The organism is Bradyrhizobium sp. USDA 4510, from assembly GCF_054059095.1.
Map to the genome: position 1 here is coordinate 6,478,159 of NZ_JBSSBT010000001.1, position 22,288 is coordinate 6,500,446.

The 22,288-nt window shown below is 62.7% G+C and carries 21 protein-coding genes; 6 read left to right on the forward strand and 15 right to left on the reverse strand.

Features of this window, described 5'->3' with window-relative positions; all coding sequences use genetic code 11:
- Positions 1-4: 4 nt before the first annotated feature.
- The 10 genes from ACVMDN_RS30140 to ACVMDN_RS30185 form a co-directional block, all read right to left on the reverse strand.
- The gene (locus ACVMDN_RS30140) at positions 5-940 is read right to left on the reverse strand and encodes a hydroxymethylglutaryl-CoA lyase (RefSeq protein ID WP_253638760.1); all 936 of its coding nucleotides are present in this window, start codon (positions 938-940) and stop codon (positions 5-7) included.
- Between the two features lie 13 nt (positions 941-953).
- Positions 954-1,748, reverse strand: a complete 795-nt coding sequence (locus tag ACVMDN_RS30145) for an enoyl-CoA hydratase/isomerase family protein (protein ID WP_057017381.1) — start codon at positions 1,746-1,748, stop codon at positions 954-956.
- Positions 1,738-2,901: a CaiB/BaiF CoA transferase family protein gene (locus tag ACVMDN_RS30150; protein ID WP_057017380.1), complete on the reverse strand. Its 1,164-nt coding sequence runs from the start codon at positions 2,899-2,901 to the stop codon at positions 1,738-1,740. The genes ACVMDN_RS30145 and ACVMDN_RS30150 overlap by 11 nt, the downstream gene beginning before the upstream one ends.
- 79 nt (positions 2,902-2,980) lie before the next feature.
- Entirely contained in the window at positions 2,981-3,790 is an 810-nt protein-coding gene (locus ACVMDN_RS30155; RefSeq protein ID WP_057017379.1) for an SDR family NAD(P)-dependent oxidoreductase, read from the reverse strand.
- The gene (locus ACVMDN_RS30160; protein ID WP_253638759.1) at positions 3,787-5,181 is read right to left on the reverse strand and encodes an MmgE/PrpD family protein; all 1,395 of its coding nucleotides are present in this window, start codon (positions 5,179-5,181) and stop codon (positions 3,787-3,789) included. Before ACVMDN_RS30160 ends, ACVMDN_RS30155 begins: the two co-directional genes overlap by 4 nt.
- Complete coding sequence (locus ACVMDN_RS30165) at positions 5,181-5,873, reverse strand: ABC transporter ATP-binding protein (RefSeq protein ID WP_050387518.1); 693 nt, start codon at positions 5,871-5,873, stop codon at positions 5,181-5,183. The genes ACVMDN_RS30160 and ACVMDN_RS30165 overlap by 1 nt, the downstream gene beginning before the upstream one ends.
- Complete coding sequence (locus ACVMDN_RS30170; protein ID WP_076826880.1) at positions 5,873-6,631, reverse strand: ABC transporter ATP-binding protein; 759 nt, start codon at positions 6,629-6,631, stop codon at positions 5,873-5,875. Before ACVMDN_RS30170 ends, ACVMDN_RS30165 begins: the two co-directional genes overlap by 1 nt.
- Positions 6,628-7,665 carry a branched-chain amino acid ABC transporter permease gene (locus ACVMDN_RS30175; protein ID WP_253638758.1) on the reverse strand — a complete coding sequence of 346 codons (1,038 nt, stop codon included), beginning with the start codon at positions 7,663-7,665 and terminating at the stop codon, positions 6,628-6,630. Before ACVMDN_RS30175 ends, ACVMDN_RS30170 begins: the two co-directional genes overlap by 4 nt.
- Before the next feature lie 4 nt (positions 7,666-7,669).
- Positions 7,670-8,536: a branched-chain amino acid ABC transporter permease gene (locus ACVMDN_RS30180; RefSeq protein WP_253638757.1), complete on the reverse strand. Its 867-nt coding sequence runs from the start codon at positions 8,534-8,536 to the stop codon at positions 7,670-7,672.
- A gap of 10 nt (positions 8,537-8,546) precedes the next feature.
- Positions 8,547-9,707 (reverse strand): ABC transporter substrate-binding protein, encoded by a 1,161-nt coding sequence (locus tag ACVMDN_RS30185; protein WP_253638756.1) that lies wholly within the window; start codon positions 9,705-9,707, stop codon positions 8,547-8,549.
- Positions 9,708-10,239: 532 nt separating this feature from the next.
- Between ACVMDN_RS30185 and dctP the strand changes: the two genes are divergently transcribed.
- The 5 genes from dctP (at position 10,240) to ACVMDN_RS30210 (ending at position 16,013) form a co-directional block, all read left to right on the forward strand.
- Entirely contained in the window at positions 10,240-11,133 is an 894-nt protein-coding gene (gene dctP / locus ACVMDN_RS30190; protein WP_456827986.1) for a TRAP transporter substrate-binding protein DctP, read from the forward strand.
- A 9-nt stretch (positions 11,134-11,142) separates the two neighbouring features.
- Entirely contained in the window at positions 11,143-11,646 is a 504-nt protein-coding gene (locus tag ACVMDN_RS30195) for a TRAP transporter small permease (protein ID WP_057017373.1), read from the forward strand.
- Between the two features lie 107 nt (positions 11,647-11,753).
- Positions 11,754-13,034, forward strand: a complete 1,281-nt coding sequence (locus tag ACVMDN_RS30200) for a TRAP transporter large permease (RefSeq protein WP_456834792.1) — start codon at positions 11,754-11,756, stop codon at positions 13,032-13,034.
- A gap of 32 nt (positions 13,035-13,066) precedes the next feature.
- Positions 13,067-14,596 (forward strand): class I adenylate-forming enzyme family protein, encoded by a 1,530-nt coding sequence (locus ACVMDN_RS30205; protein WP_253638754.1) that lies wholly within the window; start codon positions 13,067-13,069, stop codon positions 14,594-14,596.
- 748 nt (positions 14,597-15,344) lie between these two features.
- Complete coding sequence (locus tag ACVMDN_RS30210) at positions 15,345-16,013, forward strand: outer membrane protein (protein WP_456834791.1); 669 nt, start codon at positions 15,345-15,347, stop codon at positions 16,011-16,013.
- Positions 16,014-16,438: 425 nt separating this feature from the next.
- Here the strand turns inward: ACVMDN_RS30210 and ACVMDN_RS30215 are convergent, their stop codons facing one another.
- Entirely contained in the window at positions 16,439-16,654 is a 216-nt protein-coding gene (locus tag ACVMDN_RS30215; RefSeq protein ID WP_253606941.1) for a hypothetical protein, read from the reverse strand.
- Between the two features lie 455 nt (positions 16,655-17,109).
- Between ACVMDN_RS30215 and ACVMDN_RS30220 the strand changes: the two genes are divergently transcribed.
- The gene (locus ACVMDN_RS30220; protein WP_253638752.1) at positions 17,110-17,373 is read left to right on the forward strand and encodes a hypothetical protein; all 264 of its coding nucleotides are present in this window, start codon (positions 17,110-17,112) and stop codon (positions 17,371-17,373) included.
- A 534-nt stretch (positions 17,374-17,907) separates the two neighbouring features.
- Here ACVMDN_RS30220 and ACVMDN_RS30225 read toward each other — a convergent pair.
- From ACVMDN_RS30225 to ACVMDN_RS30240, 4 genes are all read right to left on the reverse strand, one after another.
- Entirely contained in the window at positions 17,908-18,222 is a 315-nt protein-coding gene (locus tag ACVMDN_RS30225; protein ID WP_253638751.1) for a hypothetical protein, read from the reverse strand.
- A gap of 188 nt (positions 18,223-18,410) precedes the next feature.
- A complete protein-coding gene (locus tag ACVMDN_RS30230; RefSeq protein WP_256527985.1) occupies positions 18,411-19,955 on the reverse strand; it encodes an ABC transporter permease/substrate-binding protein in 1,545 nt (514 codons plus the stop codon).
- 40 nt (positions 19,956-19,995) lie between these two features.
- Positions 19,996-20,823 carry an ATP-binding cassette domain-containing protein gene (locus tag ACVMDN_RS30235; RefSeq protein WP_253638749.1) on the reverse strand — a complete coding sequence of 276 codons (828 nt, stop codon included), beginning with the start codon at positions 20,821-20,823 and terminating at the stop codon, positions 19,996-19,998.
- Positions 20,824-20,945: 122 nt separating this feature from the next.
- Entirely contained in the window at positions 20,946-21,884 is a 939-nt protein-coding gene (locus ACVMDN_RS30240) for a class I SAM-dependent methyltransferase (RefSeq protein WP_253638748.1), read from the reverse strand.
- Positions 21,885-22,288: the final 404 nt, after the last annotated feature.

Below are 22,288 nucleotides of genomic sequence, written 5' to 3' on the forward strand. Positions count from 1 at the left end.
CCTTTCAGGCGGCGGCGCTGGCCGACACGCGGAACGTTTTGGGCAGGCCGGCGCGGGCGATCGCGCCGGAGCACCGTTCGCCGGGCAGCCAGCTCTCGACCTCGCGTCGCAAGGCGACCAGCCGCTCGACATCGGCGCCGGTATCGAAACCGAGTTGCTCGAGCAGGAAGACGGTATCCTCGGTGTCGATGTTGCCGGTGGCGCCGGGTGCGAACGGACAGCCGCCGAGTCCGGCGAGGGATGCGTCGAAGGCGCGTACACCCGCATCCAGTGCCGCCGTCACATTGGCGAGACCGAGACCGCGCGTGTCGTGGAAGTGGCAGGCGACCGGCAGTGGACGCACCGCGGCGATCACCGCGCCCATCAGGCGGCGGACCTGACCCGGATCGCCATAGCCGACCGTATCGGCGACGATGATCTCGTCGGCGCCCATCCCGGCGAGTCGCACCGCGATCTCGACCACTCGTGCCTCCGATACCGTCCCCGAGATGGTGCAGCCGAACGCGGTCGCGATGCCCGCACCAAGTCCGATTCGTGCTCCGGGGCGCTGATCGCGCTCCGCGGCGATGCGCGCGAAGTCCTGCAGCGACTCTTCTGTGCTGCGGCGAACATTGGCCTGGTTGTGCTCCTCGCTCGCCGACAGCACGTAGTTGACGATTGGCACACCGAGCGCGAAGGCGCGCTCGGCCCCCTTCAGATTCGGAACCAGAACCGAGGGCCGCAAGCCCGGCATTGTCAGCGCGCCGCGGGCCACCTCCTCCGCGTCGGCAAATTGCGGGATCACCTTGGCCGGCACGAATGAGGTCACCTCGATCTCGCGGATTCCGGCCTCCACCGCGCCACGGCACCAGGCCAGCTTGCGCGCGCTCGGCAAGATCGTTTTGACCATCTGAATGCCGTCGCGGGGTCCGACCTCGCGAACATGAGCTTTCTCACGCATTTCGCGCCTCCTTCTACTTGCCTTGAAAGTTGGGTTTGCGGCGCTCGTTGAACGCCAGCACGCCTTCGCGCCGGTCCGCCGTCGGGACCAGACGGTTGTAGGCCTCGATCTCGAAGGCGAGGCCATCGGCGAGCGACATCTGCAAACCGCGATGGATCGCCTGCTTGGCCTGGCGCACCGAGATCGGGCCATTGGCAGCGATGCGATGGGCGATGGCGAAGGTCGCCTCCAGCAATTCCCCTGGCGGCAGCACCCGATTGACCAGTCCCCACTGCTCGGCCTCGGCAGCCGAGAACGGCTGGCCGGACAGGATCAATTCCTTGGCGCGGCGCTCGCCGACGGCGCGCGGCAGATTCTGCGTGCCGCCGCCACCTGGCATGATGCCGAGCGTCACTTCGGTCAGCGCGAAGCGCGCATTGGTCGAGGCGTAGACGAAGTCGAGCGCCGCCGCGATCTCGCAGCCGCCGCCATAGGCCGCACCGTTGATCGCGCCGATCACGGGAATCGGACAGCCCAGCAGAGCGCGCAGCATGCGCTCGAAGACCAGATGCTGTGCCTGCCAGGCCTCGTCCGTCATGCCGTTGCGCTGCTTCAGATCGCCCCCGGCGCAGAACGCCTTGTCGCCGTGTCCGGTCAGGATCACCGCGCGCAACCCCTCGATGTCGGTCGAGAAGCCCTCGAACAGTTCCACCAGATCAAGGCCCATCTGGGTGTTCATCGCATTGGACGCTTCCGGCCGGTGCAACGTCACCAGCAGGATATCGCCATCACGCCGTTCGACCTTGATGGTCTGGAAATCAGTTCGCATTGATGGCTCCCTTGCTCGCAGGCTTTCGAAGAATGGCATTGTGCTGGCCGAGCGCCGGCGCAGCGGTGCGCGCGCGTGGTCGCGTACCGTCGAAGGCAAGCGGAACGCCGACAAGATCGATATCGTCGCCAGCACAACGCACCATCATGTCGAGGGCGCGGGTTTGTGGATGCTCCGCAACCTGGTCGGTGGTCAGCAGCGGTGCATTGGGAACCCCGGCGCCGTCGAGAATGCCGCCGAGCGCATCGGCCGTATACTTACGCACCGCGGCCGCGATTTGGGGGATCAGTCGTTCGCGGTTGACGACCCTTGCCGCGTTGGTCGCGAAGTCAGGATCATGCGCAAGCGCCTCGAGGCTCAACGCCACGCACAGCTTGCGGAACAGATTGTCGTTGCCGGCGGCAATCATCAGCCATCCGTCGGACGCCTCGAATGCCTGATAGGGCGCGATTTCCGCGGTGCCCGATCCATAGGGCTTGCGCACCTCACCTGACGCCGCATAGCCGGCCAGCGGAACGGTCATCCACGCGAGCCCGGTCTCGTAAAGCGAGGTCGCAACGCTGCGGCCCTGACCGCCCTTGTTGCGCGCCACCAACGCGGCGAGCATGCCGATCACTGCCCACATGCCGGAGCCCATGTCGACCAGCGAGACGCCGACACGCACCGGCGGCCGGCCGCCCTCGCCGGTGACGCTCATGATGCCGGTGCTGGCCTGTGCGAGCGGATCGTAGCCGGGCTTGCTGGCGAGCGGCCCCTTGGCGCCGAACGCGCCGATGTCGCACCAGATCAGCGATGGCTTCGCGGCGCTGAGCGCATCCGCGGTGAGACCAAACTTGTCCAGAATGCCGGGCCGCAGATTCTGGATGACGGCATCGGCCTCGTTCAGGATCAGCGACTTCAGCCTCTCGCAATCCTCCGCTGCGCCGAAATCGACGGTGATGCCTTCCTTGCCGCGATTGAGACTATGGAACACACTTGCCGTTCCGTTCCAGAACGGCGGCCCCCAGCCACGCGCATAATCGCCGCTTTTGGGATTTTCGACCTTGATCACACGGGCGCCGAGATCGGCCAGAATCAATCCGGCATAGGGGGCGGCCACGCTGTGTCCGAGTTCAATCACGGTGATACCAGCGAGCGGCTTGTCAACGTCCATCAAATCCTCCCGGCTGCCGCAAGGGCCGCCGCCGTTCCTGTTGTCATCAATCGATTCATCATGTCGAGCGGCGGCGCTTTCACGACTTGTCCTGCGCATTGTCGGCAACCAGCACCGCGCCGTTGACGAAGCTCGCGCGGTCGGACAGCGCGAAGACGATCAAATTGGCGAGTTCCTCCGGCGTGCCCCAGCGCGTGTTGCGCATCGAGTTATTTTCCGACCAGCGCTTGCGTTCGGCTTCCGCCTCCTCTTCGCCCAGATTGCGCTTGGCGAGCTCACGCTCCCATTTTGCAAAACGTTCCGGAGTATTGACGAAACCGGGAACGACGCAGTTGACGCGAATGTTGTGCGGCCCGAATTCGTTGGCGAGAATCTTGGAGAAGCGGATTTCGGCCGACTTGGCCGGACCGGTGCATGACGACAGGAACGGCGGCATCGTCACCATGATCCCGGTTTCGCCCGACACGTTGACGATGCCGCCGCCGTTCTGCTCGATCATGATCGGGATGATGCGCTGACAGATACGGAACTGAGCGAAGAAATTGATCGCCATGCCGTATTGCAGTTCCTCGTCGGTGACTTCGAGGAACGGCTTGTAGGTGCCCGTGCCGGCATTGTTGACCAGGATGTCGACGCGGCCGAGACGGTCGCGGGCGACCGCCGGCAGCCGCTCGATCTGCTTCAGATCCGTCACATCAAGCGACAGCGTTTCGACCTTGACGCCGGTGCTCCGCTCGACGTCAGAACGACATTCGGCCAGCGCGTCCTCGCGGCGCGCGCAGACCAGAACCTTGACACCCTCCTCCGCCAGCAAGCGTACGGTCTCGAGACCAATGCCCTTGCTGCCGCCGGTGACGATCGCAGTCTTGCCTTCAAGTCCAAGTTTCATTTGATCGCATCCCTTTGAGATCGGGTCAGGCGGTCGAGCAGCCTGCGCACAGGCATCGATCCGCCACTACGTGCCGAGGCGAAAACCTCGGCCGCAAGGCTGGCGCCTTCGCCGGCCGGAATTCCGGTGCCGGCCAAGCGGCTATCGAAAACCTCGGTGGCGCGGGCTTCGTCCTGGAACACCAGAACCTTGGGCGCCTCGCGCGCGGTCCGGCGAAGACGCGCACCATTTTCCATCTCCAACTCGACGGTCGCGTCGAGATGGGTGCCGACCGCGTCCGGCTCGACGATCGTTTTTCCGACGAGTGCCATAATCTCCCGGTCCTGGCGGTGCTCGACGCCCATCTCGTAGTCGAGGCGGCCGTAGCGCAGCATGGCGGCGACCGCAAAGGCGGTGCTGGCCTGGGTCTGCACGGTCCGCGTGAACGGTCCCTTGAATGACGTTCCCGGATATTGCGTATAGGGCTCCCAGATCGTCACGGTGATCCGCTTCACCTGCGACAGATCGATGCCGTCGCGGTGAAGCATATGCGCCGCCAGCACCGCCGACATGTTGTCGCCCAGGGTTGCGAACGGCTTTGCCATGATGCCGATCATCGTCGCGACATCGGGGCCTCGCTGCCATTGTTCTGGCGTGCGATCGAGGCCGGCAAGCGAGCGCAACAATCCCTTCGGTCCTTCCAGCGCATCGGGCGCCCCCTGGACGCCGCGCGCCGCAAGCTCCGCGGCCACCAGCCCGCCCTGGGCGGCGCGCCCGTTCTGTACGCGCCATTCATCGGAGCCGCAGCGCACCGGCTCCAGCGTGCCGCCGGTCGTGCAGGCCGCGATTGCAACCGCGCTGGTGGACCTCGGTGGATCGAGCCCAAGTGCGGCTGCGGCCGCCGCCGCAGCACCGATCGTGCCGAAGGTCGGGCTGGTCCGCACGCCCCTGCCGATCAGGCCGCGGGCAACGACTTCACCCGCACCAAGCCATTTGAGCGTGGAATAGCCGACCGTGAGAGCGGTCAATACGGTGCGCAGCGGCGCATCCAGCGTTTCACCAAGCGACACCGCGACCGGCGCAATCAGGGATCCCGGGTGCGTCCATGAATCGTGGTCGGTGTCGTCCTGAAAATGGGCGTGAACGGCAATGCCGTTGGCGAGAACCGCCTCGGACAGCGCGGCATGTTTGCCGCTCGCCCAGATGCGCGCGGTGCGCGGTCCAGGCAGCACCTCCGCGGACATCGCGCGCGCGGCCGCGGCCGTCGGCTCGTGTCGCGCCGCGAGCGCGAGCCCCAGCGAGTCCAGCAGGCAAACGGCTGCCTTCGTGGCGACATCCGGGGACAGTTCGCTCGCCGACGTCGTTGCGGCGAAGGTCCCGAGCAGCGCAGTGGCGTTCAAAGTAGCGGACATCACAAATACTCCTCGGCAAGCGCAACGTCGCGAATTTCGGCGACGGTGCCGCTCCGCCTGACCTCGCCACCGCGCATCACGTAGCCGCGTGTGGCAAGCTTGAGCGCCGGACGCGCCATCTGCTCGGTCATGAGAATGGTCGTGCCGCGCTGTTGCATATGACGGATCGCCTCGCTGATCTGCGCGATCCACACCGGCGCGAGCCCGAGGAAGGGTTCATCCAGCAGCAGCAGCTTGGGAAACGAACTCATGGCGCGCGCCAAGGCGACGATCTGCTGTTGTCCCCCCGACAATTGTCCGGCCGGCTGGCTGGCGCGCTCCTTCAGGATCGGAAAGATGCCACAAAGCCAGGCCCAGGCTTGGCGCTGGCTCGCTCCGCCGTGCCAGCAGGCGCCGCTCAGGACGTTGTCAGCGACCGACATGGTCGGGAACACGCGGCGCCCTTCGGGCGAATACCCAATTCCGGCCCGCGCGCGCCCATCGCAGGATACGGCACTGAGATCACGGCCCGCGAAGCGCACGCTGCCATGCGAGGCCTGGACCAGACCGATGATGGCGTTGATCAGGCTCGACTTGCCGGCACCATTGGCGCCGATCAGCAGCACCGTCTCGCCCTCGGCGACGTCGATCGAGACGCCGCTGATTGCCGTGATGCCGCCGTAGCGGACTTCGAGGTCTTTCACCGCCAGCATCAGGCCGCCTCCTCGTCCACTGTCCCGAGATAGGCGTCAATGACATCCTTGCGTGCCAGGACGTCGGCCGGAGCGCCCTCGGCCAGGACACGACCGGAATCGAGCACCAGTATTCTTGGACAGAGGCGGCGCACGAGATCCATGTCATGCTCGACGATCAGGACCCCGCAACCGAGCTCCGTCCTCACGTGGCGCACGAAAGCATCGACCCGCAGGCGCTCCCGCCGCTCGAGACCGGCCGCCGGCTCGTCGAGCAGGAGGACTTTCGGCCGGGCGGCGCAAGCCAGAATAAGGCCCAGCATCTTCTGGAGCCCGTACGGCAGCTTGTCGCTCTGCTCGTCGAGCTGCGGTTCGAGCTCGAACTCGTCGATCAGCGGCGCGACGCTGTCCCATCCGGGCCCACTGCCGCTGAAGCGAAGGGCCCTCGAAATGTTCTCGCGGACCGATGCCGTACGGAAGGTGTTGGTCTGTTGGAAGCTGCGGATAATTCCCATGCGACTGACGGCATGTAGCGGCTTGCCGGTCATATCCTTGCCGTCGAGCCGCACCCGGCCGATGGTCGGCGGCAGCATGCCGCAAATGACGTTGATGAGCGTGGTCTTGCCGGCGCCGTTCGGTCCGATCACGCCGAGGACGTCGCCTGGCGGGATGGCGAAGCTGACATTGTCGAAGACATGCAGCCCGCCGAAACGCTTGGAGATCGCTGCGACCTCGAGCAGCGCGCCGCCGTCGGTCCGTCCGGTGCGTTCAGCCGTCATTGCAGGGGCTCCATCGCATTGGGCACACTCAGCGTCGGCGACGAGGCGACGGTGGAAGACCGCGACGGCGACGGTGGCGAAAACACGCGGACGCCGAGGCGATGGATCGTCCCGACGACGCCCTCGCGCGCGACCAGCACCACCACCACGATCAGGAAGCCGAACAGGAACTGGGAATACTCCCCGCGCAATGCGAAGACGTCTCCCGCCCAGATCAGCAGGGCGCCACCGACAACCGGGCCAAGCATGCTGCTCTTCCCACCGATGATCGCATAGGCAATGTAGTTGACCGATGACAGCGCGCTGAACGAGGTCGGATGGGCCGTGAGCAGCATGTTGACGAGGGCGAAGCCGGCGAGCCCGGATACGCCCGCGGCGATGGCGAAGCCGAACGCCTTGTAGTGCCAGACGACGAGACCAAGACTCTGGGCGAGCAGTTCGTTCTCCTCGATCGCCGCGAAATGCTGGCGCAGCGTGCGGGTCACCGCAGCGGTGACGATAGCGCCGGCGAGCGCCAGCCCGATCGTGACCTGCAGCACCGCGCGGTTGTCGGCGAGCTCCAGCCCGAACAGCGTCACGGCCGGCATGCCGACCAGTCCATTGGCCCCCCCGGTCCACCCCGGCGTTTCAAACAGCAACAGTTGCGTGATCTCGGTGAGGACGAACGTGACCAGCACGAAATAGACGCCGGTCAGACGGAGCACCAGCGCGCCGAGCGGCAGCGCAAACAGCGCCGGCACCACGAAGCTCGCAAGCCCCAGCAGCAGCACGTCGGTCACGCCGTGACGAAGCCCCAGGATCGCGACGGTGTAACCGCCGATCGCCATGAAGGTCGGCACCGCGAAGGTCATCAGATTCATGCGCAGCATGATGTAGACGCTGAACGCGGCCGTAATCGCGATCAGCATCTGGTTGGCCAGCGAATAGACCATCGGGTTCTGGCTGAGCCAGGGAACTACGAAAGCGGCCGCGATGACCACGACGCTTGCTGCCTCGGCCAGGTCGCCGCGCTTGGAAAGGGTGCGGGCTGTCATGTGCTCAAGCTCCCCGAACCCGGTGACCGAACAGACCCGATGGCTTGACGACCAGCATGACCAGGACGAGCACGAACAGCGCGAGTGCGCCCTTCGAGCCACCGAGATAGACCGCAGAGAACGCCTCCGCCATGCCGACGATGAAAGCCGCGACTGTCGCACCACCGATGCTACCGAGACCGCCGAGAATGACGATCAGGAAGGACGTCGCCAGCACAGGATCGCCGATATGCGGCGCGAGCGACAGGATCGGTGTGACCAGCGCGCCGGTGAGGCCGGCGAGCCCCGTCGCCAGGGCGAAGGCGGCCGGGAACAGAATCGCGGGACGCAGTCCCTGCGCTGTCGCCACCGCGCGGTCATCGGCCAGCGCTCGCAGCGCGCGGCCGAAATCGGTGTAATAGATCAGGCCGTAGATCGACAGGATCCCGACGATGCAGACGCCCAGCACCACGAGATTCTCGATCGGCACAAAGAAGCCATGGCCGTGAATGACACCGGTCAATGGAAAGGCGAAGGCCGGAGATTGCGGTCCGAACACCACCAATATGCCGCTCGACATCATCAAATAGAGGCCGAGCGTCAGCATCAGCGTCGCCAGATGATCGTCGATCACGCGATCCAGCACGAAGCGTTCGAACAGGAATCCGAGCAGCGTGGTGCCCAGCGCCGCGCAGATCACCGCCAGCGCGTAGGGCATGCCAAGATAGGTCACCGCGGAATAGGCGAGATATCCTCCGAGAACGTAGAAGCCGCCATGCGCGAAATTGACGACTCCCAGAATGCCGAAGATCAGGGTGAAGCCGAGGGCGAGCAGCGCGTACTGCGCACCCAGGCTGATGCCGATGAGGCAGGTGGCGACAAAACCTTGCACGGAGTACCCGCTACTTGCCGCCGGCCGCTTCGACCCTGATGGTCGGTTGCAGCTTGCCTTTTTCCACGAGTCCGACACCGAACGGGAACGACAGTTCCTGGTTGATGCCGAAGAAATCCTGCCCGATCCAGTGACCGGGACCGATATTGGGATCCTCAACCGGCAACGATCGCAGGGCCTCGGCAACCTTGGCCGTGTCCGAGATGGTACCGGCCTTGGCGATGGCTTTGGTTACCATGCGGGCGGCGGAGACCCACTGAAAGAACAGATTGTTTTCCGGCCGCTCGGCACCGAGCAGCTTCTTGTACTCGTCGGCGATCATTTGCACTTTCTCGTCGATGAGAACCGGCTCGTACCAATAGAAGTCCTTCAGCACCTCGTCGCCACCGGCGACGCGGGAGATTTCGGTGTATCCCGGACCGCCGAGACGTCCGATCGGTCCCTCAAAGCCAGCCTGACGCAATTGCTTCACGATGATGCCGGCGTCGCCAGGGGGCGATGAAGCGAGATCGACGGCGTCGGGCTTCGCGTTCATGATCCGGGTCACGATCGGCGCGAAATTGGTGGTGCCACGCTGATAATATTCTTCGGAAGCGGTGATGCCGCTTCTCTTGTATGCGTCGGCGTCGACGCTCGCGATATCCGTGCCACCCTGGTCGTTCGGCGCGACCAGCACCACGCTCTTCATGCCGAACTTCTGCTTGGCGATCTTGATGATCGGCTCGGCCCAGCCCGAAGGACCCGGCCCCATGTGGAACACCAGTGGCAACTGCGGCGACAGCGCATCCTTGGCGTAGCCGTTGCCCATCACCAGCATCGAATTGCGCTTGGCGATCGGCTTCACGCCGGTGAGCTCGGGCGAGCCGATCGGGCCGATGATGAATTTAACGCCCTGCCCTGCCAACGTGTTGGCTGCAGCGGCGGCGCCTTCGGCCGTGTATTTGCTGTCGATGGCAACGACGTTGACCTTGCATGGCGCCCCGTCGACCTTGATCAGGCCGTCCCGGTTGGCCTCGGCGGCGACGAGTTCGACCGCGCCGCGCAGCGCGAGGCCCCATTGCGCAGCGGGACCCGACAGAACGCCGACGACGCCGAGCGTCAATTCCTGTCCCGCCGCCATCACCGAGACATTCGAACTGGCCAGCGCAGCGCCGACGGCGATGCCAGACAACAGCAGATTTCTCCGCGTAGTGCTCATCATTCCCCCCGTAATTTGTTGCGGCTCATGCGCCGTCCACTTGTTGCGTGGAAACCCGAAGCGTTCGCCCCGGGGCCGCGCGTATCGCTCGGCGCCGGGACGCTAGGCGCGCGGAGGTCGCCTTGTCAATGAAACGTTTCATGAAAAATAGGGCAGATCAGCTATGCTTGAGATGAGCCACCATTCTGGACATGCAATAAACATGAATAATAACAGTAATTTACCCTGTCGATCGAATGATCCATCAGAAACTCCAAACGACGCATCGCTACTGACACACCTATGAAATGAAACGTTCCACTTGAATCAACCTAGCCTGCCCGTTAGCTTCCGTGACCCGTCGCGGACAGAAGATGACGGCCAAGGGGAGAAACTCGATGATGCGGGGCGCCGTGACGGCCGTGCTTTCCGTGCTTGCGATTCAGTGCAGCCAGGAGCGCTAGCAGCCGAACCTCAGTTCAAGCTGCGGGCTTCGGTGGACACGTCGGCGACACACGGACGGACATTGTCTGCCGCCGACTACCTGAAGAAGCTGCAGGAAAAATCCGGCGGCCGGATCACGACCGAGCTGTTCCACAGCGGCCAGTTGTTTCGCGACCGCGACGTGGTGAAGGCGCTTCGTCAGGGCGCCGTCGAGATGGCGATCCCCGGCACCTGGGTGCTGACCGGCTTCGTCCCCGATGCAGACGTCTTCCAGCTGCCGGCATTTTTCGGGCAGCCCTACCCGGTGGTCTATGCTGCTGCCGACGGCAAGATCGGCGAGATCATCAACAAGCAATTCGAGAGCAAGCTCGATGTCAAATTGCTCGGCCCCTGGCTGCAGCTCGGATATCAAAACACCTACAGCACCAACAAGGCGATCCGCGACTTCGCCGATCAGGCCGGCATGAAGATCCGCAACTCCGGCGGTGCCGCACAATCGGCGCGAGCCAAGTTCTTCAATGCAACACCGAACGTCACAGCCTGGCCGGACGTTCCGCTGGCGCTCTCGCAAGGCACGTTCGACGGGCTGAGCTCGACCGATGAAAGCCTTGCCAGCGCAAAGCTCTGGGAATCCGGCGTGAAATATGGATTTGCGGATCGCGAATTCGTCGGGTTCTACGTGCCGATGATCAGCGAGAGCTTCTACAAGAAGCTGCCGCCGGATCTCCAGAAGCTGGTCGTCGACCTCTGGCAGGAGAACATCCAGGCCTACCGCAAGAGTATGGAAGAAGCTCAGACCGAGGCGCGCCACACGCTGGAAAAGAACGGCATCGTGTTCGTTTCGCCGTCCGAGAGCGCGCTCGCTGCGGTCCGCGCCAAGATGCTGCCTTTGCAGGACGGCATCGCGAAGGAGTTGCGGATTTCGCCCGCCTTGCTGCTGCAGGTGCAGGCGGATGTAACGACCGTCGGCCATTGATTGCCACCCATGATGAAGATCTGGAACAGGCTTGAACTCCTGTTGATAGGAGTTCTTGGTGCCGCCGCGCTGACGGTCGGGACCGCTCAGGTCATCGGTCGCTACGTGAACAAGAACTTCGCCTTCATCAATGGCGAGGAGGTAGTGGTCTATCTGACGGTCTGGGCGGTGTTTCTGGCGTCGAGCCAGTTGGTCCGGACCGATGGGCATGTCAGGCCCGACGTCGTGCTGCGACTGTTGCCGCCGCAAGGGCAAAGATGGGTCGAGGCATTCAACTGCTGTGTCGCGATCTTGTTTTGTGGCGGCCTGGCCTATTGCGGCTTCCAGGTTGCGGATGTCGCCCGCAGCCTCGACGAGCGCAGCATCACGGGCCTCGAATTCCCGATGTGGATCTACTACTCGGCCATCCTGACCGGCGCCGTGCTGATGCTGTTGCGCTACGTCATCAAGCTTTATTTGCTCGTATTCCGCTTCGATCCCGCCACCATGGTCATCGCCGTTCACGATCATTGAGCGATCGACGACGTCAGCCGTCTTGATGACCGATCTGCCATCGGCAAACTGACCGTCGTGGTCCCGCATCGGGACGCTTCAGGTCCAGCAACAACGAGACCGACACGATGTGGACGATGCTTTTCCTGCTGATGTTCTTCGGGCTGCTCTGCGCGGGAATGCCGATCTTTCTGGTGTTGGGTCTCTGCGCGGCGGTCCTGTTCGGCTTCAGCGACCAGCCTCTGGTGGCGATCGCGCAGAAGATCGCCGATGAAATGAATTCCAGCACACTGATGGCCTTGCCGCTGTTCGTGATGGCCGCCGCATTCATGCGGCGCGGCGGCGTCGCCAAGGCGCTGGTCGATGTCGCGATCGCCTGGTTCGGACGATTGCGGGGCGCACTCGGTCTCGTGACGGTGGTGTCATGTACCCTGTTTGCCGCGATCTGCGGCTCCTCAGTTGCGACTGCGCTCGCCATGGGCACCATTCTGGTGCCGGCGATGATCGAGCGCGGCTATCCGCGTCATTTTGCGCTTGGCGTGGTCGGCGCTTCCGGCACGATCGGCATCGTGATTCCACCCAGCCTGTCGCTGATTCTTTACGGGCTGATCGCAGAGCAGTCCGTGCCGCGCCTGTTCCTGGCCGGCATCCTTCCCGGGCTGCTGCAGGCGGCGATGTTCTTCGGCTGGGTGTTCTACTACTCGCACAAATACGAGCTGCCGCGCGAACCGTCCGTGCCTCGCGCCGAACTGGTGCGGATGAGCCTCAATGCCCTGCCCGCGCTGTGCGTGCCTTTCATCGTGATGGTCGGAATCTACGGCGGCCTGATGACGGTCACCGAAGCAGCCGCGGTCTCGGCCACGGTGGCTCTTCTCGTCAGCCTGTTCTTCTATCGCGGCTTTAAGGTCAGCCAGACGCTCGAGGTGATCGCCGAGGCAATCAAGAGCGCCGCGACGATCATGATCATCGTCGCGACCGCTTTGGCGTTCGGCCACTGGATGACGGACTCGGGCATCCCGGCCTCGCTGGTGAAGTTCACGCTCGACAACCAGCTTCATCCCTGGCAATTCCTGCTCGCGATCAACGTGCTGCTGCTCGTGCTCGGATGCTTTCTCGAGGTCGCCGCCACGCTGCTGGTGGTGATGCCGATCCTTGCGCCTGCGCTGAAACCGCTCGGAATCGATCCCGTCCATTTCGCGATCGTCTTCACCCACAACATGGAGATCGCGCTGGTTCATCCCCCGGTCGGACTGAACCTCTACGTGCTGGCCACGATTTCGACGGCGCCGGTCACCGAAGTGGTGCGCGGCGTTCTGCCGTTCCTCGGCCTGCTGCTGTGCCTTGCAATCATCACCTATGTCCCACAGCTTTCGCTCTGGCTGCCCAATCTGGTCTATGGCGCGGGCTAGCAGCGCGGATCGTCTCGACGGAGAACTCGAGCATGTTATCGAAATCAATCCATTGGGCCGGCGAATTCTCCACGCTCGCGCTCCGCTACGGCAACAGGCCGGCTGTCGTCGACGCCGCCGGCACGACGTCCTATGCGGAGTTGTTCGCCAAAGCCGCCGGCGTTGCGGATGCCCTGATGCAGGCCGGGATCGGCCCGGCAGATGCCGTGGCTACATTGTTCCGCAACAGCGCCGACGCCGTTGCGGCCACTTTCGGCGTCATGCTGGCGGGCGCCGTCGAAGTCCCGATCAACCCTGCGCTGAGCAGCGACGAACGCGCTTACTGCCTCGCGGTCTCCAACGTTCGTCTGTTGATCACCGGCGCGGCCCTCGCGACCGAAAAGGCCGCCGGCGGTCCGATCATCATCGAGGTCGAAAGCATCGAACGGACCGCGTTGGATCCGGCCGCCTTTTCGCAGGTCGACGGCGACGCGCCGGCGCGTATCGTCTTCACCTCTGGTACCACCGGACGTCCGAAAGGCGCGGTTCACAGCCAGATCGGCCGCTGGACGGCCAACATATTGCTGCGGGCGAACCTGCCGTTCCGCCCGGGTGCCGGCAGCAACGTCCTGCTGATGACGCCATTCTCGCACGGCTCCTCGTTGATGACGCATGCCTATCTGTCGTCGGGTGCGGCCGTGACACTGCTCGACGGCGTCGACCCGCCGCGCGTACTTGATATCCTTGCACGCGGCGCATGCGATGCGATGTTTGCGCCGCCGACCGTGCTGGCAAAGATCGTGGCTGCCGCGGGCACGCGCCAGTTCTCGTCGCTGCGCACGATCTTCTGCGGCACGGCCGTGCTGAAGCCCACGCTCTACGCGCGCGTCAAGGAGATGTTCGGCCCCGTGGTGCGGGTGACCTATGGCAAGAGCGAGGTATTCAATCCGATCACAGTGCTTGAAGCCGAGGAGACCGAGTCCTGGTATGCATCCGGAGGCGAGGACGCCTGCGTCGGCTGGCCCGCTCCCGGTGTTGAAATCGTCATCCGCGGCGAGGACGGCCGGCCGGCCGCCATGGGCGATGGCGGCGAAGTCCTGATGCGCGCGCAACATCTGATGGCCGGATACCGCACCGCCGAGGGTTTCGTCCGATTGGCACCGAATGAATTCCACGAAACCGGCGATCTCGGCTATCTCGATGCACGCGGCCGGCTGCACCTCACCGGCCGTAGCGCCGACGTCATCAAGTCGGGCGGCTACAAAGTAGCGCCGGAAGAGGTCGAACGGTTGCTTGCGCCGGCGCTGCAGCCATCGGAAGTCGCGGTGGTCGGCATTCCCTCGGACTATTGGGGCGAGGTCATTCTGGCAGCGGTGGAAAATCCCGCACCAGGCTGGGAGGAGCGCATCAATCGCGTGGTGCCGAACATGACCGACTACAAGCGTCCGCGCCTGCTGCTTGCCCTCGACGAATTGCCGCGCAACGGAATCGGCAAGATCCTCCGCGGCGCCATTCGCACCGACGTGCTGTCCCGGTTCCGCATCACCGAAGGGCCGCGGCCGCGACTCGAAAAGCGCTCCTAGTTCAGCGCGAGCGACGAAGCCGAGTTCGCGTTGCAAGCGCAGAGAATGTGACCGCATTACGGGCACTTTACTCCGGCCGAACGCACAGCACGCCGTTTTCACGAGAACGGCACCGTCCAGCGAACGAGAAGGCTTACGTAGCGCCCCAATCGACGACCTATCGCCATTACGTGGCGTTTGCCCCAATAGTTGGAGTCGTGATCGCCGCCCTTGGCCTTATTTCGTGGCTCATCGGACGAGTCTGCTGCGACATCCTCTCCGGTGATTGACACAGCCTGGTTCAGGACTCCTATCATCGGGACGCTGCCCTGCATTATCGCTGGATCAATCTGTCAGAGATATCGGGCGGGGTGTTGCGCGCACGCAAACGGACCGCGGCGCGGGGCTGGTATGCGTCGGGGCCTCCCACTTCGTTCCGCTACGGGACAGAAGCCCGATAGTGACTCTTCCTTTTGGCTCGACAAGCGCTGCAGGCCTGCGCTTCGCTCTCGGTCGTCTTCGAGCTCGCCCCAGTTCCATGCGAAGATAGTCATCTATCCACCGACGCGTTGCGCCGGGACGTGATCTGCAATGCATAATGCGAGTCACGAAAGTTCCAAACTCGCCTAACGCCAAGCGTCTCTCGCCCTTGCCCTGAGCAGCCCGCGTTTGGCGCCGCCTGTTGCAGCCAAGTTACAGCAATTCCGCACGTGTCTGATAGGCGATGAACTTGGGGCTGGGCTAGTACAAGAAAGTTGGAATGAAAAAGATGAAGAAAATTCTGCTTGTCACCGCCGGCATGATCGCGCTCGGCGCGGTCGCGCCCGCTTCCGCGGCTGATCTCGCGCCGCAGCCCTACGCCAAGGCTCCGCCCTATGTTGCTCCGACCCCGATCTACAACTGGACCGGGTTCTACATCGGTGGTCACGTCGGTGGTGCGTTCGGTGGCAACGACAACGTCCTCGCCCCCGGCTTCGGCGGTGGCAACGACGGTGTGTTCATGGGCGGCGTGCAGGCTGGCTATGATTACCAGTTCGCGCCGAGCTGGGTGCTGGGTCTTGAAGCCAACTATAGTTTTCTGGATACCAGTTCGAGCTTCGCTAATCGTGGCCTCGGTTCGGTAACCGGCCGCCTCGGCTACACTTGGGGTCCGGCGCTGCTTTACGTCAAGGGCGGCTATGCCTGGGCTGACACGCGCTTCTCGAACGGCTTCGGCGGCGACGGCGGCCGTGACGGCTACACCGTCGGTGCCGGTCTCGAATACATGTTTACCCAGAACTGGTCGGGCAAGCTCGAATACCAGTACTATGACTTCGGCACCGTCAACGTGTCCGATTCTCTCGGCTTTATCGGCAGCTTCCGCAACGACCAGCACACCATCAAGGCGGGCTTGAACTACAGGTTCAACCTGGGCGGCCCGGCCGTCGCCAGGTACTGATCGCTCGCTTAACTCCAAGCGACATGAGAGCTCCGGGCCAAACAAAGGCCCGGAGCTTTTTCGTTGAAACGGTGGTTTCTCCCGGATTGGAAGCCTCTTGTGCGGTCGACTGACGCAACGCCGTGAGGCCAATACGAAGCGACCGCGCACTACTCCGAGCATCCTCAAGGTCCGGGTGAGCCGCAATCGTTGACACCGACCTCCTCGGTCGGCGGCCCAGTTTTGCCGCGCGACGGACTGATCCGTGACGACATGACGCACGACGATCAATGCGTCATGGAACTGACCTGCAAGGGACGATGGCAGCTAGCGCTCATCGGGCTGATCGAGCGCGAACACGAGGCCCGTTGCGAGCGGTTCGGCCGGGCTGGTGGATTGGGCAGGCCGGTCGGATCTGCTGCATGGGCGCCGCGCGCTGCGAGGCTTCAGCGCCGCTGCCTGATCTGCACGGCCTTCAGATAGTCGGCAACCTGCTCAGCCCAATCGGCGGGTGGCGCCACGCCTGTAACTTGCGGGCTGCGACCGCAGCCAACGCAGATCGGGTGGGTGTCCTGATCGCTCTCGAAGCTATAGGCATCCGCGCCGTCGGTAATCACGCACGGCGTCATGTCGGAGCGCTTGCGGTCGCAGCGTTTCATCATGGCCTCCGTTCCCCGGCGAGTGCTAGCCGACACACTTTGCGAGTCCAGTGCTGGATCATGAGTCGCCCACCACCGCCGAGGAAAATGCAAAGTGAAACGCATTCGATGGAACAGCAACACGCGTGGGCGTATTGGTTGTTGATTGATTATGATGCAATCGTGACCATGGAACTCGTGCTGTTGGCACGGACTGCACATCCCATCACGAGGCGGTTGTGATCTCATTGCGTACATCGGATCGACCGAGCACGCGCATCGGCTCGGCCAATCCGAAATACTGGCAAAGACGGCTCCGGCGCGGCCCTCAGACAGCACGTCGGGGCCGTCGCTTGCGTCAGCGGAGCTTGCGAGACGGGTGACAGCCATCGAGTGCCAAGTCGGATATGCACGCGCGCGTGTTGACGCGGCGTTGAGGCGCTCAATAGCTTTGCCGGTTGGGGTGGCTTGATGCGGTGATGGCGATGTCCAGAATAGAAGTGAGCGCAGAAGAGAAGGAATTGATTCTAATGCTGCGCGAATGGAAACGCGACGTGCGCGGATTTGGGTCGTCCGAAGTTTTGATTTCACGCCGCCATGGACGCGGATGGGAAATCAGGCTTGCGCTCAACGCGGATCAAGTGTCGTCCATCGGACTGAGCTTCGGCCTGGCTTGGAATGCACTGGCGGCAACACAATTGGGTGCCGCACGAAGGACGACCTGCGTTGTGCATGAACCATGATACAAGCAGGACAGCGGAACCAGTTGCGTTGGCACAAAGTGCACTTCCATCCAAGGCCGAGTGTGATCTGATCGTCATTCGGATCAGCCGAGCCCCACAGCGCATCAAACTCGGATAGGCCGAAGCACTGGCGAAGACCGCTTCGACGTTGAAGCCCCTCAGACTCACGTCGGAGCCGTCGAAAAAGGTGGCGCCAATGAAAAATCGAACAGGCACCGAATGGGCCATCATCGCCGCTGAATGCTGGCTCGCAGTGGTCGCGGTGGCGATCTTGCTGATCGCGCTACAACCGGAAGTTGGCTGATTGCGACACGCACCGCTGTCGGGATCTAAGGGACGATTTTGGTTAGGGCCGATGCCCAAGCGCATGACGCAAGTCGAGATTCGTCCTCGCCTTCAGGACGACCGCCGCAGACGAGCGAGCGGAGCATCGCCGCCCCCGTTTGGCGAGCGCCTTGATCGCGTCTACCGCTCAGGAATCCGAGAGACGGACCACGCGGCCGGCGATACTTAAAACAGCGTCTCGAACATGCTTCAACGAGCAACCGTAGACGGAGATTCACGAGTTGCGCTGTTGGGCGCGTCGTTCGACTGTTCGGCAGCAACGATGGAACGAATCTCGTCGATCCGTCGACACGCGCGGATCGCACACTGTCTCAACTCATCGATCGATTGCGTTTCTGCCCGCGTCTTTTCAACCGCTTCGATTTGCGAGTTGAGGGCTGCAAGTTCTGCCTGCAGCAGTTCAAGCAGCGATTGGTTGGAACCAACCGCCCTTTCCATTTTTTTTGCCCGCATTGTCATCCCCAAATACGGTTGTACGTTCGTGACAACGATTCGTGGCGTCATTATGAATCCGAATGCCCCCAGCTTGGACTGGGGCCTCGCGTCACCGCAAAAGCGTTGCCAACGGCGCCCGACCACGCTCCGAACTGATCGTTCATTGCAAGGCGCGCAATTTCGTTCGGCATCTCGAGCACGACTCATCGGCGATGGTCGAACGTCGAACGAGAACGCCCCTGATCGTGTTCTCGCATTTATCGCGACTGCAAATGCACGGCCTTTGCCAGGGCTCGCGCCGCCTCTGCCGGAGGAGCCTTGTCCGTATCACCGTCGACCATGAGGTTAGCGGCGCGCATCGCCTCAACGGGCACCGAGCCGACAAGCGGAACAAGTGCTCGCTTCAGCCGCGCATCGGCGGCACGCTTTGGCGAGATGAGGATCAGCGCATCATAGGAAGGTATCGCATGCTTCGGGTCAGCCAGTACGAGCAGATCAAGCGCCGCGATACGCCCCTCGCTGGAGAACGCGGAGACGACGTCGGCCTCGCCGGCCTCGAGAGCGTGATACATGATCGTTGGATTGAACGAGCGTCGCGTTCTGAACGACAGACCATAGGCATCCTTAAGCGAGCGCCATTCCGGTCGGCCCAAGAACTCAAGGTCATCGCCGATGGTGAGTTGAGGTGCAACACGAGCAAGATCGGCAATCGAGGTGACATTTAGTTCCTGCGCTCTCTCCCGTTTCATCACGAGAACGTAAGCATTTTCGAAACCAAGCGCACCGAGTACCGTGACGCCCTGCTCCGCTTTCATCCAGCGGACGATCTCCGCCTGCATCTCCTCGCGCGGTGGCATGTCAGTGCGACCGATAACGTTGCGCCAGAGCGTGCCGGAGTAATCGACGTAAGCATCAATGTCATTGTGAGCCAGCGCGCGAAAGGCGATAGCCGAACCGAGCCCATCCTTGCGCGTTACGCCGACTCCTTCAGCCTTCAGCCGGTCACCCATCAGGTCCGCCAGAATGAACTGTTCGGAGAAGCTCTTCGCGCCGATGACATAGGTTTCCGCTTCGTTCGAGAGCAGCGGCGCGAAACCGGCGAGCGTGCCGAGAGCAAGCCCGGCGATGCCGAACAACACACGCTTCCTGCTGCGTTCAGACGCCCCTGTCTCCACAAGACCGAGACAGAAGTCAGTGATCAGAGCAAGCCCGGCCGCGGCGGTGCAGCCGAACAGCACGGAAACCCAGTTCTCGGTTTGCAACCCCGTAAAAATGTAATTGCCAAGGCTGGTTTGGCCGACGGGCGTGGAAAGCGTGGCTGCTCCAATCGTCCATACGGCTGCAGTCCGCACCCCGGCCATGATGACGGGCGTGGCGAGCGGCGCCTTGACGCGCGTCAGAATCTGCTGAGGCGTCATACCAACGCCTTCTGCCGCTTCGACGATAGCTGGACTGACGCCATTCAAACCAACCACACTGTTGCGCAAGATCGGAAGCATCGCATAGAGCGTCAATGCGATCAGCGTCGGCAGGAATCCCAGTGCGGGGATGCCGAAGCCGAAGAGCCGTGCCGTCAATGTCGAGAGCGCAAGGAGCAATGGATAGAACAGTGCGAGCAACGCAAGTCCCGGTATGGTCTGGATCAAGCTGGCGATGGCAAGCACCAGCCTGCGTAGCCATGGTCGTTCCGCTGCGAGGGCAGCCAGCGGCAGGCTGACGAGCAGTCCAAGCGCCAGCGCCGTGGCGCAAAGTACAATATGTGGTGTGAGATAGGTGGGAAGCAGGCGCCAGGCGTCGAACAACGCGTCTAATCGGGCACTGGAAAGCAGCTCTGCGCCGGCATCAGGCACGAGCAGGTCCGTTCTTGGTCGCAAGCGCGGCGATGCGTTCCGCTTGACGTCGCGGCACTTCCATCAAGGCGGTCACGTCCGGATCGTCAGAACCAGAGCCCATCATCAGAGTATGCGGCGTATCGTCGGCGAGTACGCGGCCGTTCTTCATGACGACGATTCGATCAGCCATCAGCGCAGCTTCCTGGATGTCATGGGTCACCATCAGGGTCGTCATGCCGAACCGGTCGTGCAACTCGCGGTAGGAAGAACCCAGGCTGTCGCGGGTGACAGGATCGAGCGCACCCAGCGGCTCGTCCATCAGAACAATGCGCGGTCGGGCGGCGATTGCACGCGCGACGCCAACCCGTTGGCGCTGACCTCCGGACAGCATGTGCGGAAAGCGGCTGGCGTAATCCTGCGGCAAGTCCACCATATCCAGCATCTCGGCCACCCGCGATTCGATCTCGTTCGCCTGCCAGCCATGCAATTTGAGTGTCACGGCAATGTTGTCGGCAACTCGCATGTGTGGAAACAAACCGATCCCCTGAAAGACATAGCCGATGCTCCGCCGCAGCATCGGTGGTTCGGCTTTGCTTACAGGCACTCCGTCGATCCTGACTTCTCCAACGTCAGGATCGACCAGTCGATTGATGGTCTTCAGCAGCGTGGTCTTGCCGGATCCCGAGCCGCCCACGAGCGCGACCAGTGACCCCTGCTGTACGTCGAGCGATACGTTGGAAACAGCAACACTCCGCCCCCCATCGTAGGATTTCGATACAGCATCGATCTCGATATACGGCACGGAATTAGACGGATTCGAAATCGGCGAAGCTGTCATGAACAGGGCCTCCCTGTGGACTGCAGAACTGCCAGAAAATGAGCAAGCAGGCGTCAGGGCATGATCCACTTGGATGCACAGGTCCCTGGGTCACACCACGCCCATCTTCGGAAGGCGAACCGTCACGGCTCCAACGCGACCTGCAGGCCGTCGTCGCCCTCAACATGGACATAACGGGGTCCGATCGGACGCCCCCTGCCGCTGGCAACAGTGACAATGTCTTCCAGGGGAGCGGCGCGCGCATCCGCCTCAGGCCGGGACAACATCAGATCGGCGTGAAACAGCCCTTCCGACTCAAGACCGGTAGCATCGATGCCAAGAGCCGCCAGGCTTGCCAAGCAACTTTCAAACTCCTCAGCATCGCGAAAACGACGCTGGATAAAAGTCGCGCCGGCAAGACGCTCTGTCACAAGACCACGCTTCGCGAACGTCGCGGCTAGAGATTCGAACGGGAACATTCGTAGCACGAACGAAATGATCCATGGACGCTTCTCCGTCGCATCGAGAATCTTGCTGAACGTCTTCTCGGTGACGTAGCCGATACACCCAGTCGACATGATGACATCCGCGGATCGGACAAGATGCGCGCTGCCCGCCGAGAGCGCCTCCGTTTCAAGATCTGCGACAATGCCCTGCTCAAGCAGACCTACACCCGTCGCATACCTTATCGCCGGCGCCGATACATCGAGACCGATAAATCGCGCGAGACCGACATCCGGCCAAGCCGAATAAAAATTGCGATCGAGGCGCACCAATGTCTCAGAACCGATCGCCCTCATCTCGCGTCGGGCGTAGCGATGGCGCAAGCCCCCGAAAGTCAGTGGAAACCGATGCACCGCTGCGTTGATTCCGTATGAACAGCCAACATCAAGTACGGTCGGCTTAGCGCCGGTTTCTGAAACCTTCGCTGCCAGAATTTGGCGCACAACCGGCTCAGCCACGTCCGGGATCATGTAATCCAAATCTCCGAGGACAGAGAAATATGCCCTGGGATCATCCAGGGCATAAATATCATCGAAGACGGCCTTGGACTGATTGATGCGCGAAAAATGTGTTTGCAACCCGGTCTCCTATTTCAACTTGCAAGCCACTCGACGGCTGCTGCGTTCAAGTGCTTGATGCCCTATTGCAGAGATTGATCGACGCACAAACCCATTGCGCTTTTTTTCAACCTCGCTTCGTGGAACTGCGCTGCGCACTGATGTGCACGCGCGTATAACGCCGCCTCCTTTTCGAGACCATCGCCGGTTGGGGCGGCCTGATCTGCGGTCAGGATGATGTCGAAAATGCCAGTCGCTCTGGCAGAGAAGAGAATCAACTCTGGTGCTGCACGAATGAAAGCGTGTGGGCAGCCGGCCGCGATAGTCGACAATGCTGGTCAGGCACGGACGCGACGGTTGGGAAATCACGCTCACGTTGCGTGCCCGGTGGCGCCGGTCGCGGCACCGAAGAACATCTCGCAGAA